Source organism: Streptococcus sp. SCPM-O-B-15294 (M123) (assembly GCF_058200455.1).
This window is the reverse complement of record NZ_JBYQGU010000013.1, coordinates 16,033-28,667: the sequence shown is the minus strand read 5'-3', so window position 1 is coordinate 28,667 and position 12,635 is coordinate 16,033. Positions and strand designations below refer to the sequence as shown.

Genomic DNA, 12,635 nt, shown 5'->3' with positions numbered 1-12,635 from the left:
GCCTTTTTCTTCCTTTTTGATATAATAAGATGAATATAGAGAAAGAAGGAACCACAATGGGAAAACTTGAAGTTATTAAACATCCACTGATTCAGCATAAATTGTCTATTTTGCGTCGGACTGATACCTCTACAAAGGCTTTTCGTGAATTAGTAGATGAAATTGCTATGTTGATGGGATACGAAGTTTTGCGCGAACTTCCTCTTGAAGATGTAGAAATCGAAACACCCATCACAAAGACAGTTCAAAAACAGATTGCTGGAAAAAAACTAGCGATTGTTCCAATCCTTCGTGCAGGAATCGGGATGGTAGACGGACTCTTGAGTTTGGTACCCGCTGCTAAAGTTGGTCACATCGGAATGTACCGTGATGAAGAAACCTTGAAACCAGTTGAATACTTGGTGAAATTGCCAGAAGATATCGACCAACGTCAAATCTTTGTGGTGGACCCAATGTTGGCGACTGGGGGATCTGCAATCTTAGCTGTGGATTCATTAAAGAAACGTGGTGCAAGCCATATTAAGTTTGTCTGCTTGGTTGCAGCACCAGAAGGAGTGGAAGCTCTTCAAACAGCTCATCCGGATGTCGAAATCTTTGCTGCAGCCTTGGATGAACGACTCAACGAAAACGGCTATATCGTTCCAGGTTTGGGTGATGCTGGAGACCGCTTGTTTGGTACCAAATAAGCACATTTCCAATCCATCTTTAGGAAAGTAAAAATTTGACCTTTGTTGACCAATGGGATATAATAGCTTTTATAAAGAATGGAAGGAGAGCTAGCCTCTCGAATCAACCGGATGAAACTCGTGAGATGGTGCCGGTTATAATGGATAAAAGGAGATGAATGAATGATTCCAGTAGTAATTGAACAAACTAGTCGTGGCGAACGCTCATACGACATTTACTCACGCCTCTTAAAAGACCGTATTATCATGGTGACAGGACCGGTCGAAGACCAAATGGCCAATTCGATTATTGCCCAATTGCTCTTCTTGGATGCCCAAGATAATACCAAAGATATCTATATGTATATCAATACGCCAGGAGGCTCTGTCTCTGCAGGTTTGGCAATCGTCGATACCATGAACTTTATCAAATCAGACGTCCAGACCATCGTCATGGGGATGGCCGCTTCAATGGGGACTGTGATTGCATCAAGTGGTGCCAAAGGCAAACGCTTCATGTTGCCAAATGCTGAGTACATGATCCACCAACCAATGGGTGGTACTGGTGGCGGTACTCAACAAACGGATATGGCCATTGCAGCAGAACACCTCTTGAAAACACGTCACAGATTAGAAAAAATCTTGGCAGAAAATTCAGGTCAAACCATCAAGAAAATCCACTCTGATGCGGAACGGGATAATTGGATGACTGCAGAAGAAACCTTAGCTTATGGTTTCATCGATGAAATCATGGCTAACAACAATCTCGGATAAGAAATCTTAACCATCCAACCCTCTCCTTTGACAGGAGAGGGTTTTTAGGATACTCTTCACTTTCTAGAAAAAGATAGTATTTTTACCTGAAATTTGCTATACTTGTAACAGAAGCAGAAAGGGATTGTGTATGTTTGAGAAGCAAGCTAGAACAGGCTTAATTGTAAAATTATATTATAACCGAGATGCAAAGAAATTGCAGGAAATTGGGGATGTGATCTATCATTCCAAAAAAATGCGTTATGTCCAGGTCTATGTCGATAGTCCTCAAGTTCTTGAAATTATGCAACAATTAAAAAAAGAACGCTTTGTAAAGAAGGTTCAAATTTGCCATATTCAAGAATTGGATCGTGATTTTGTAGGAAGTTTGCATCGTCAGAAGGAAGAGACGCAAGTAGAAAACGCAATCATTTAATCGATTGCGTTTTTTATGTTGACAATTTTCAGATAATTCGGTATATTCTTAATATGTATTTATTTTAAGAATTATTTAAGGAGATTATTACAAATGAAGAATAAATTTGCTCTTTCATTTTTAACCATTGCAAGTGTCGCTCTTCTTGCTGCTTGTGGTGAAGTTTCAACTTCAGGTTCAAACACAACTGGTAACGAAATCGGCAAAGAACTAAAAGTCGGTTTTAACTTTGAAAAAACTGGTGAAGTAGCAGCCTACGGTAGTGCTGAACAAAAAGGTGCTCAATTGGCCGTTGATGAAATCAACGCTAAGGGGGGTGCTGATGGTAAGAAGATTGTTGTTACAGATAAAGATAACAAATCTGAGACAGCGGAAGCAGCTACCATTACAACAAACCTTGTTACTCAATCAAAAGTGAACGCTCTTGTAGGACCTGCAACTTCAGGTGCCACTGCAGCAGCGGTTGCGAATGCTGGTAAAGCGGGTGTTCCATTGGTAACCCCATCAGCAACACAAGATAATTTGACAAAAGGTCAAGATTACCTTTTCCGTGCTACCTTTATCGATAGCTTCCAAGGACAAATCATTTCAAAATACACAACTGAGAACTTGAAAGCGAAGAAAGTCGTTCTTTACTACGATAACTCATCTGACTATGCGAAAGGGATTGCTGAAGCCTTTAAGAAATCTTATAAAGGTGAAATCGTAGCGACAGAAACTTTCCAATCTAAGGACACAGACTTCCAAGCTGCCCTTACAAAAATCAAAGATAAAGACTTCGATGCTATTGTTCTTCCAGGTTACTACACTGAAACTGGTAAAATCGTAAACCAAGCACGTGGTATGGGAATCAAACAACCAATCATCGGTGGTGATGGATTTAGCGATGCAAAATTCGTTGAACAAGCAACACCTGCTGCAGCTACAGACATCTACTACGTAGCTGGATTCTCTACTGAAGGTGAAATGACTGATAAAGCCAAGAAATTCGTAGAAGCTTATAAAGCGAAATACAACGAAGAACCTTCAATGTTTGCAGCTTTGGCATATGATTCAGTTTACATGATTGCAGAAGCATCTAAAGGTGCTAAGAACTCTGTTGAATTGAAAGATAACCTTGCGAAGTTGAAAGACTTTGAAGGTGTTACTGGTACAATGTCTATTGACAAAGACCATAATCCGGTTAAATCTGCACTTATGATTGGCTTAAAAGATGGTAAAGTTGAGTCAGTTGAATCGGTTAAACCTTAATTATCATTTGTTGTTTGTACAAGAGGCTGGGAGAATGAAAATTCCTGGCCTCGCTCTTTATTGTTAGAAAGGATGGTTCAAATGCTCCAGCAATTAGTGAACGGTCTAATCTTGGGAAGTGTCTATGCACTCTTAGCCCTTGGTTATACCATGGTGTATGGAATTATCAAATTGATCAACTTTGCCCATGGGGATATCTACATGGTAGGTGCCTTTATGGGGTATTTCTTATTGAACTCATTGAAAGTTAACTTCTTTGTAGCCTTGCTTCTAGCTATGGTTGGGACAGCTATTTTAGGGGTTGTGATTGAATACTTGGCTTATCGTCCGCTTCGTCATTCAACTCGGATTGCAGCCTTGATCACAGCCATCGGGGTTTCCTTCTTGCTCGAATATGGGATGGTCTTTTTTGTAGGGGCTAATACCCGTTCCTTCCCGCAAGTCATTGAAACTGTTCGTTACAATTTTGGTCCTATTTCAATCTCCAACATTCAGTTGATGATCTTAGGAGTGTCTATTTTCTTGATGGTCGCTCTTCAATTTATTATTCAAAAGACAAAGATGGGGAAAGCCATGCGGGCTGTTTCTGTTGATAGTGATGCTGCTCAATTGATGGGGATTAATGTCAACCGGACCATCAGCTTTACCTTTGCATTGGGATCAGCCTTAGCGGGTGCTGGTGGTGTCTTGATCGGTTTGTATTACAACTCGATCGAGCCTTTGATGGGGATGACACCAGGGATCAAAGCCTTTGTCGCAGCCGTTCTTGGAGGAATCGGAATCATTCCAGGTGCGGCCCTAGGTGGATTTGTCATCGGTTTGTTGGAAACCTTCGCTACAGCGATCGGTCTCTCAGACTTCCGTGATGCCATTGTGTATGCCATCTTGATTGTGATCTTGCTCATCCGTCCTGCAGGTATCCTCGGTAAAAATGTGAAAGAGAAGGTGTAAGCCATGAAACAAAATTTAAAAGTGAATTTAGTCTGGCTTGGTCTTTTGGTCGCAGGTTTTGCCTTGATCCAAGTCTTGGTTGCAGCAGGTGTCCTCAACCTCTTCTATATCCAAATTTTGGAACAAATCGGGATTAATATCATTCTTGCTGTTGGTTTGAACCTCATCGTTGGTTTTTCAGGTCAATTCTCGCTCGGACATGCTGGATTTATGGCGATTGGTGCTTACTCTGTAGCCATTCTCGGTTCTAAATCACCAACCTATGGTGCTTTCTTTGCTGCTATGGTTTTAGGTGCCTTGATCGCAGGTATCGTTGCCTTGATCGTTGGGGTTCCAACCCTTCGGTTGAAAGGAGACTACCTGGCGATTGCAACACTTGGGGTTTCAGAAATCATCCGGATCTTGATCGTCAATGGTGGTACTCTAACAAATGGTGCTGCGGGGATCCTTGGTTTACCAGCTTTTACAACCTGGCAATTGGTTTACATCTTTGTTGTCATTACGACCATTTTTACCATCAACTTCTTACGCAGTCCAATTGGGCGTTCTACCCTTTCTGTTCGTGAAGATGAAATCGCCGCAGAATCTGTTGGGATTAATACGACCAAAGTTAAAGTCATTGCTTTTGTTTTCGGTGCGATCACAGCGGCGATTGCTGGATCTCTTCAAGCCGGCTTTATCGGTTCTGTTGTTCCTAAAGATTACTCTTTCACCAATACCATTAATGTCTTGATTATTGTCGTTTTCGGTGGTTTGGGATCGATGTCAGGAACAGTTGTGGCAGCCATCGTCTTGGGGATCTTGAACATGGTGCTTCAAGACTTCTCAAGCGTACGTATGATCATTTACTCATTAGCTTTGATTCTCGTAATGCTCTTCCGCCCAGGTGGTCTTCTTGGAACATGGGAATTTAGCTTGAAAAAACTATTCTCAAAAAAGGAGGCTAACTAATGGCACTTCTTGAAGTAAAAAATTTAACAAAAAACTTTGGTGGTTTGACAGCCGTTGGGGATGTGACCATGGAACTCAATGAAGGGGAATTGGTTGGTTTGATTGGCCCCAACGGTGCCGGAAAAACAACCCTCTTCAACCTCCTAACAGGGGTATATGAACCAAGTGAAGGGACCATTACCTTAGATGGTCAGCTACTAAATGGTAAAGCACCTTATAAAATCGCTGCTGGTGGTCTGGGACGGACTTTCCAAAATATTCGTCTCTTTAAAGATTTGAGCGTTTTGGACAATGTCTTGATTGCCTTTGCCAATCACCACAAACCACATGTTTTTGCTAGTCTTTTCCGCTTGCCAAGCTATTACAAGAATGAAGAAGCTTTGAAAGCGAAAGCCCTTGAATTGTTAGCGATTTTTGGTTTGGAAAAAGAAGCAGATACCTTGGCCAAAAACTTAGCTTACGGACAACAACGTCACTTGGAGATCGTTCGTGCCCTTGCTACAGAACCCAAGATCCTCTTCTTGGATGAGCCTGCTGCAGGGATGAACCCTCAAGAAACAGCAGAATTAACCCAACTGATCCGTCGCATTCAAAAAGAATTTAATATTACGATCATGCTGATCGAGCACGATATGAGCTTGGTCATGGAAGTAACAGAACGGATTTATGTATTGGAATATGGTCGCTTGATTGCCCATGGTACGCCGGATGAAATCAAGTCCAACAAACGTGTAATCGAAGCATATCTGGGAGGTGAAGCCTAATGTCTATGTTAAAAGTTGAAAATCTTTCTGTACACTATGGCATGATCCAGGCTGTCCGTGATGTCAGTTTCGAAGTCAATGAAGGGGAAGTTGTATCCTTGATCGGTGCCAATGGTGCTGGGAAAACATCTATTCTTCGTACCATTTCAGGTTTGGTGCGTCCAAGTGCTGGGAAAATCGAGTTTTTGGGGCAGGAGATTCAAAAGGTTCCGGCTCAAAAAATTGTAGCTGCGGGACTCTCTCAAGTTCCAGAAGGCCGCCATGTCTTTCCAGGCTTGACCGTTATGGAAAATTTGGAAATGGGAGCTTTTTTGAAAAAAAATCGAGAAGAAAATCAAGCGAACTTGAAGAAAGTCTTCTCACGTTTCCCACGGTTGGAAGAACGGAAGAACCAAGATGCAGCTACCCTATCTGGTGGGGAACAACAAATGCTTGCGATGGGTCGTGCCCTCATGTCGACGCCAAAACTCTTGCTTCTGGATGAACCTTCCATGGGATTGGCCCCAATCTTTATCCAAGAAATCTTTGATATCATCCAAGATATTCAAAAACAAGGAACAACCGTTCTCTTGATTGAGCAAAATGCCAACAAGGCGCTTGCTATTGCAGACCGCGGTTATGTTTTGGAAACAGGGAAAGTCGTTCTGTCCGGAACAGGAAAAGAACTCTTAGCCTCTGAAGAAGTCCGCAAGGCCTACCTTGGTGGATAAGATTTCTAAGATTCGTTAGATGCTTAAAAAGAAAGGTCAAAAGGCCTTTCTTTTTTCCCTCTCTTGTTTGATTTTTCTAAATTTTGAAAACAAGAGAAAACTGCTGAAAGCGTTTGAAATCATATTTAAAATCAAGTATAATAAAACTAAGAAAAGCATAGGAGAATGATTATGGCTGTTAAAGATTTTATGACCCGTAAAGTAGTGTATATTAGTCCAGATACAACAATTGCTCATGCGACAGATTTGATGCGGGAACAAGGCTTACACCGCTTGCCAGTCATTGAAAATGACAAATTGGTCGGCTTGGTGACAGAGGGCACGATTGCAGAAGCAAGTCCATCTAAAGCAACAAGCTTGTCTATTTTTGAGATGAACTATCTGTTGAACAAGACAAAGGTCAAAGATGTCATGCTTCGTGATGTCATTACTGTCTCTAAATTTGCCAGCCTCGAAGATGCGACCTATCTCATGTATAAGAACAAGGTGGGAATTCTTCCGGTTGTAGACAATGACCAAGTATCCGGTGTCATCACAGACCGTGATATTTTCCGTGCCTTCCTCGAAGTATCCGGTTATGGAGAAGAAGGAGTTCGTGTTCGCTTTGTGACAGAAGATAAGGTTGGTGTTCTAGAACAAATCATTCATTTGATTGTAGAAGAAGGCTATAACATCGCCAATACAGTCAATATCCCAACCAAAGACGATCATGTGGTTATCGAAGTTCAAATTGATGGCATTACCAATACGGAAGTCATCAAGAAGAAATTTGAAGAAAATGGTATTCGTGTGGATGAAATTAGTCGTACATCTGCAAAAGCCTTTTAAATAAAGAAAGAGCCTGAGATATTCTCAGGCTCTTTGTTTTAGCGAGCAATGGGTTGCTTGTTGGTATCCAAGGTAAATCCTTCTCCCAGGATTTCGTGAGCTTCTGTAATGGTAATGAAGGCGAATGGATCGATCTTATTGATGATATCTTTCATTTGTTTCATTTCATTCCGTGAGACCACGCAGTAGACAATCTTCATTTCTTGTTGGCTATAATAGCCCATGCCGTTTATGAAGGTGACTCCTCGGCCCAAATCAGTCGTGATTTGTTTGGCAATTTCATCCGGTTTAGATGTAACCACGAGGAATCCTTTTCCTGCAAAACCTCCTTCACCGACGATATCAATGACGACGGTGTCAATCAGGATAAAGAGGAGGGTGTAGGCTGCAATTCGGAAGTCCTTAAAGACGATCAAAACAGTTGTCAAAACGATGGCATCCACAATCAACATGAGGCGTCCCATGGAAAGCGTCGTGTACTTGTTAAAGATACGCGCGACAATATCGGTTCCACCTGTAGTGCCTCCAGCGTTGAAGATAATCCCTAGTCCAGTTCCAAGGATAACCCCTGATCCGATACAGGCCAGAAGGATATCTCCATCAAGAGCCGTAAAGATTGCATTCTGAACTTGATGACTTCTGGGGATCAGCTCGAAGATGGCCATCCAAGAAGAAACCGAAAAGGTTCCAATCAGACTGAGATAGAGAGATCGGAGCCCCAGTAATTTCCAGGCCAGGAAAAAGAGGGGGATATTGATCGCCAAGTTCATGACCGAAACGGGAATTTTAAAGAGGTAGTAGGTGATCAGGGTAATCCCTGTAGCCCCTCCCTCATAAAAGTGAAATGGAATGACTAAAAAGAAGATTCCAAAAGAAAAAATGCCAGCCCCAAAAATAATGGCCAGAATATTTTTTGCCTTAAACATGCTCGTTCTCCTATTCATTTTTCACCATACATTTTACCAAAAAAAATGAAAAATAGGAAATAATTTTCATCAATTTTCACGAATTCGGACAGGATTTTTACCCCTATTTTTGGTAAAATAAAAAGAAGTGATGCATGCTAGAGAAATGAGTATAGAAAGTTAAGATAAGAGAATGAAACAGGGAACATTAATTTCAATTGAAGGCCCAGAAGGTGCAGGGAAATCCTCCGTTTTAGAAGCCTTGCTACCACGCTTGGAAAAGGCAGGGATTGCCTATATTACCACGCGGGAGCCAGGGGGCGTCGAAATAGCAGAAAAAATACGCGAGGTCATTCTAGATCCATCCCATACGGAAATGGATCCCAAGACAGAATTGCTTCTTTATATCGCCAGTCGTCGCCAACACTTGGCAGAACGTGTCCTTCCAGCTTTGAAAGCAGGGAAGCTAGTTATCATGGATCGTTTTATCGACAGTTCGGTAGCATACCAAGGCTTTGGGCGTGGATTAGCAGTAGCAGATATTGAATGGTTGAACCAATTTGCGACTGATGGTCTGAAACCCAATCGGACCTTCTATTTTGACATCGATGTAGAAGAAGGGTTGGCTCGAATTGCTAAAAATGCTAGCCGTGAAGTCAATCGCTTGGATCTAGAAGGCCTCAGTCTCCATCAGAAAGTTCGTCAAGGTTATCTGGCCATCCTCGAAAAAGAACCGCAACGTGTGGTGAAAATTGATGCCAGTCAACCTTTTGACCAGGTGGTCGAGGATGCTTGGCAATTATTGAAAGAAGTCTTGGAGATCAGTGAATGAAGTTAGAACAAGTGCAAAAACTTCAACCTCAGTTAGTCGATCGCTTCCAAGCTATTTTAGAACAAGACCGCTTGAGCCACGCCTATCTCTTTACAGGAGATTTTGGAAGTTTTGAGATGGCCCAGCTCTTGTCCCAAAGTCTCTTTTGTACGGATAAGAAGGGTGTTTGGCCCTGCGGGACTTGTCGAGCTTGTCGCTTGATTGAAGAGGATGAATTTTCAGATGTAACGGTTGTCCGACCGGTCAATCAAATCATCAAAACGGATCGGATCCGGGATTTGATCCAGCATTTTTCTCAGTCAGGCTACGAAGGATCCAAGCAAGTCTTTATCATTTGTGATGCAGACCGGATGCATGTCAATGCGGCCAATTCCCTCCTCAAGGTCATTGAAGAACCTCAGAGTGAAGTTCATATCTTTCTGCTGACAGCAGATGAGCAGCTGCTTCTCCCGACCATAAAAAGTCGGGCGCAGCAGGTCCATTTTCCAAAAAACCAAGATTTTCTAAAAGAATATCTCCTTCAGGAAGGTCTCTTGCTTCAACAAGCAGATCTGTTAGCCAACTTTAGTCAAGGTTTCCAAGAGGCTCAAATTCTCGCTCAGAATACATCCTTTTTCGATCTGGCGAGGGAGTGTGAGCGTTTCGTCGCAGCTTGTCTAAAAGCAGATCCGCATGTCTACTTACTGGTCTCTCGCTTGGTTCAAGAGACAGATGATAAAGAAAAGCAGGCCCAAGCCTTTCGCTTGCTGGAATTACTCTTTGCACGCTCCATCGGTCAGTCCTTAGGAAGAGACTATCTAGAAAAATTGGTCTTGGCTAAACAGATGTGGGAACGGAATGTGAGTTTTCAAAATGCTCTCGAGTATATGGTTCTACAGTTGAAAAATAGAAGGTAAAGAGATGAATAAAAAAGAATTATTTGATGCTTTGGATGGCTTCTCCCAGGAATTGCTAGTTACATTAGCAGAGGTTGAAGCCATTAAGAAAAATCTCAAACTCATTGTCGAGGAAAATACTGCTCTGCGTCTTGAAAATGATAAATTGAGAGAGCGCTTAGGAGAAGTGGAGAAAACCAGCTCCCCTAAATTCCATCGCAATGGTCGTGAAAATTTACAAAGAATTTACAATGATGGATTTCATGTTTGTACAGACTCCTATGGTCAACGTCGTGAAAATGATGAAGAGTGTATTTTCTGTGATGAATTGTTATTTAGGGAGTAAACATGCAGATTCAACGAAGTTTTAAAGGGGATAGAGCGACAGGGACTCTCTTTTTAGTGCCAACCCCAATTGGCAATCGGGATGACATGAGCTACCGCATGATCCAAACTCTAAAAGAGGTGGATCTGATAGCAGCAGAAGATACACGCAATACAGGACTCTTGCTCAAGCATTTTGAGATTGCGACACCGCAAACCAGCTTTCACGAGCACAATGCCATGGAGAAAATCCCTGATTTGCTAGCTCATTTAGAGTCTGGAAAGGACCTGGCCCAGGTATCGGATGCAGGACTGCCCAGTATTTCGGATCCAGGTCACGACCTGGTCAAGGCGGCTATTGAGCGAGAAATCCCTGTTGTGGCGGTTCCTGGTCCGAGTGCCGGCATTACCGGCCTAATTGCTAGTGGCCTGGCACCCCAGCCCCATATCTTTTATGGCTTTCTTCCACGCAAGGAAGGGCAGCAAAAGGCCTTTTTCCAGGAAAAGCTAGCCTATCCTGAGACTCAGATCTTTTATGAGTCACCGCACCGGGTACGAGCGACCCTTGAAAATATGCTGGCAGTCTATGGAGACCGCCCAGTTGTCCTGGTCCGAGAACTGACCAAGATCTATGAAGAGTATACGCGAGGGACCATCGCAGAGTTAGTGGACTATCTAGAGGGAAATCCACTTAAAGGAGAGTGTCTCCTGATCGTGGAGGGGGCCAGTGAGCAGGAGCTAGATCTAGAAGAAGTGGATCTGATCCAAGAGATTGATCTACTGGTCCAATCTGGTATGAAAAAGAACCAGGCGATTAAACAGGTTGCCAAACAATTTGGGCTACAAAAGAGTGAACTTTATGCCCGTTACCACCAAGAGGAAGAATAAGGAGAGTCTGATGGAAATTAGAATGGCCTATCCCAATGAAATCAATCGGATTATGGAAATTATCCAAGATGGCAAGGACAGCTTAGCTGCAGCTGGCGTGGACCAATGGCAGGATGGTTATCCCAATCATGAAATCATTTTTGAGGATATCCTAGAAAGCCGTGGTTATGTGGCTGTAGAGAATCAAGAGGTCGTAGCCTATGCCGCTCTCTACAAGGGAAATGAAGCCGCCTATAATGACATTTATGATGGAAAATGGGAACATGATAACTATCTCTATATCAGTTTCCACCGGGTCGCTGTTGCCAAAGAAGCTGCTGGTCGAGGAGTAGCCCAAACCTTCCTTCAAGGTTTGATCGAAGGAGAAAAGGGCCCAGATTTCCGCTGTGATACCCATCCTGACAACAAGGTTATGCAACATCTTTTAGAGAAGTTAGGCTTCCATTACTGTGGAAAAGTGCCAATTGATGGGGTGCGTCTCGCTTATCAGAAGATTAAGCGAAAGGCAGAAACCAGCCTCTTCCAAGTGATTAGTGAAGATGATCGTTGGGACTACCGTGCAGAACAGTCTCAAAATGACTAGGTTTTATCGGCAACTCTATCAGAGTCCCTTGGGGCCTCTATCTGTTGTGGTGGATGAAGACAGCCTAGTAGGGATCTGGTTTTGTGACCAAGCCAATTGTGAGCAGGGTCTTGAGCATATCGAAGCAGCTTGTCAGCCACTTCATGAGGCTGTCTTTGAATGGCTGGATCAGTACTTTTTAGGGGAAAATCCTTCCATGCCCTTTCCCCTGTCTCCTCAAGGAACAGACTTTCAACAAAGAGTTTGGGCCTATCTAGCTCAGATTCCCTATGGGGAAAGTCAGACTTATGGAGAGATTGCCCGGGCCTTGTCTTGCAGATCGGCTCAAGCCATCGGTCAAGCAGTAGGTCGGAATCCCTTGATCCTCCTCATCCCTTGTCACCGGGTGCTGGGGACGGAGAAAAAGTTGACAGGCTATGCTGCTGGTCTAGATCGCAAACGTTGGCTGTTGCAACATGAAGCCATATCTTGGAAAGAATAAGGAGAAAAGATGTTATCATTTATTGAATACCCAAAATGTTCGACCTGTCGCAAGGCGAAATCGGAGTTAACGAGCTTAGGCTGTGAGTTTGATAGTCGAGATATCGTGGTAGACACCCCGACCAGTGAGCAACTACAAACCTGGATCAAGGAGTCTTCCCTACCAATCAAATCCTTCTTTAACACTAGTGGGATGAAGTATCGGGAATTGGGCTTGAAAGACAAAGTGGATCAGCTTTCGGTAGAAGAAGCGGCAGACCTTTTAGCTAGCGATGGCATGCTGATCAAACGCCCTCTCTTAGTGAAGGACGGAAAAGTTGTTCAAGTGGGTTACCGGAAGCCATATGCGGACTTAGGTTTGTAAGAAAAAAGGGAGTTGGACTCCCTTTTAATTCTGTCTTGAAGATGATATAATCATACGAGTGAAATCAATGAAAGA

The 12,635-nt window shown here is 42.9% G+C and carries 17 protein-coding genes; 16 read left to right on the top strand and 1 reads right to left on the bottom strand.

The features are described 5' to 3' along the window. Positions 1-56 precede the first annotated feature (56 nt). From upp to AC3E8G_RS08320, 9 genes are all read left to right on the top strand, one after another. On the top strand, positions 57-686 hold the full coding sequence (gene upp, locus AC3E8G_RS08360; RefSeq protein WP_048689715.1) for a uracil phosphoribosyltransferase: 630 nt from the start codon (positions 57-59) through the stop codon (positions 684-686). 162 nt (positions 687-848) lie between these two features. Further along, a complete protein-coding gene (locus AC3E8G_RS08355; protein WP_455166636.1) occupies positions 849-1,439 on the top strand; it encodes an ATP-dependent Clp protease proteolytic subunit in 591 nt (196 codons plus the stop codon). Between the two features lie 130 nt (positions 1,440-1,569). After that, positions 1,570-1,854, top strand: coding sequence for a DUF2129 domain-containing protein (locus AC3E8G_RS08350; RefSeq protein WP_490677484.1), 285 nt, complete (start codon positions 1,570-1,572; stop codon positions 1,852-1,854). A gap of 93 nt (positions 1,855-1,947) precedes the next feature. Beyond that, positions 1,948-3,105 carry an ABC transporter substrate-binding protein gene (locus tag AC3E8G_RS08345; RefSeq protein ID WP_490677483.1) on the top strand — a complete coding sequence of 386 codons (1,158 nt, stop codon included), beginning with the start codon at positions 1,948-1,950 and terminating at the stop codon, positions 3,103-3,105. 81 nt (positions 3,106-3,186) lie between these two features. Further along, the gene (locus AC3E8G_RS08340; RefSeq protein WP_009731472.1) at positions 3,187-4,056 is read left to right on the top strand and encodes a branched-chain amino acid ABC transporter permease; all 870 of its coding nucleotides are present in this window, start codon (positions 3,187-3,189) and stop codon (positions 4,054-4,056) included. 3 nt (positions 4,057-4,059) lie between these two features. Then, entirely contained in the window at positions 4,060-5,007 is a 948-nt protein-coding gene (locus AC3E8G_RS08335) for a branched-chain amino acid ABC transporter permease (RefSeq protein WP_490677482.1), read from the top strand. After that, the gene (locus AC3E8G_RS08330; RefSeq protein ID WP_490677481.1) at positions 5,007-5,771 is read left to right on the top strand and encodes an ABC transporter ATP-binding protein; all 765 of its coding nucleotides are present in this window, start codon (positions 5,007-5,009) and stop codon (positions 5,769-5,771) included. Before AC3E8G_RS08335 ends, AC3E8G_RS08330 begins: the two co-directional genes overlap by 1 nt. Further along, positions 5,771-6,481 (top strand): ABC transporter ATP-binding protein, encoded by a 711-nt coding sequence (locus AC3E8G_RS08325; RefSeq protein WP_490677480.1) that lies wholly within the window; start codon positions 5,771-5,773, stop codon positions 6,479-6,481. The genes AC3E8G_RS08330 and AC3E8G_RS08325 overlap by 1 nt, the downstream gene beginning before the upstream one ends. Before the next feature lie 171 nt (positions 6,482-6,652). After that, complete coding sequence (locus AC3E8G_RS08320; RefSeq protein ID WP_490677479.1) at positions 6,653-7,309, top strand: CBS domain-containing protein; 657 nt, start codon at positions 6,653-6,655, stop codon at positions 7,307-7,309. A 38-nt stretch (positions 7,310-7,347) separates the two neighbouring features. On the opposite strand, the gene AC3E8G_RS08315 is transcribed toward AC3E8G_RS08320, so the two are convergent. Further along, the gene (locus tag AC3E8G_RS08315) at positions 7,348-8,235 is read right to left on the bottom strand and encodes a YitT family protein (RefSeq protein ID WP_490677478.1); all 888 of its coding nucleotides are present in this window, start codon (positions 8,233-8,235) and stop codon (positions 7,348-7,350) included. A gap of 172 nt (positions 8,236-8,407) precedes the next feature. Between AC3E8G_RS08315 and tmk the strand changes: the two genes are divergently transcribed. From tmk to AC3E8G_RS08280, 7 genes are read left to right on the top strand one after another with little or no spacing between them, the layout of a single operon-like run. Then, positions 8,408-9,046, top strand: coding sequence for a dTMP kinase (tmk, locus tag AC3E8G_RS08310; protein WP_490677477.1), 639 nt, complete (start codon positions 8,408-8,410; stop codon positions 9,044-9,046). Further along, positions 9,043-9,942, top strand: coding sequence for a DNA polymerase III subunit delta' (locus AC3E8G_RS08305; protein ID WP_490677476.1), 900 nt, complete (start codon positions 9,043-9,045; stop codon positions 9,940-9,942). The genes tmk and AC3E8G_RS08305 overlap by 4 nt, the downstream gene beginning before the upstream one ends. Positions 9,943-9,946: 4 nt before the next feature. Next, positions 9,947-10,267, top strand: a complete 321-nt coding sequence (gene yabA, locus AC3E8G_RS08300; RefSeq protein ID WP_023024026.1) for a DNA replication initiation control protein YabA — start codon at positions 9,947-9,949, stop codon at positions 10,265-10,267. Positions 10,268-10,269: 2 nt separating this feature from the next. Then, complete coding sequence (gene rsmI / locus AC3E8G_RS08295; protein ID WP_490677475.1) at positions 10,270-11,133, top strand: 16S rRNA (cytidine(1402)-2'-O)-methyltransferase; 864 nt, start codon at positions 10,270-10,272, stop codon at positions 11,131-11,133. A 10-nt stretch (positions 11,134-11,143) separates the two neighbouring features. Further along, positions 11,144-11,716 (top strand): GNAT family N-acetyltransferase, encoded by a 573-nt coding sequence (locus AC3E8G_RS08290; RefSeq protein WP_490677474.1) that lies wholly within the window; start codon positions 11,144-11,146, stop codon positions 11,714-11,716. After that, positions 11,709-12,197, top strand: coding sequence for a methylated-DNA--[protein]-cysteine S-methyltransferase (locus tag AC3E8G_RS08285; RefSeq protein ID WP_490677473.1), 489 nt, complete (start codon positions 11,709-11,711; stop codon positions 12,195-12,197). The genes AC3E8G_RS08290 and AC3E8G_RS08285 overlap by 8 nt, the downstream gene beginning before the upstream one ends. A gap of 9 nt (positions 12,198-12,206) precedes the next feature. After that, positions 12,207-12,560, top strand: coding sequence for an arsenate reductase family protein (locus AC3E8G_RS08280; protein WP_490677472.1), 354 nt, complete (start codon positions 12,207-12,209; stop codon positions 12,558-12,560). Positions 12,561-12,635 lie beyond the last annotated feature (75 nt).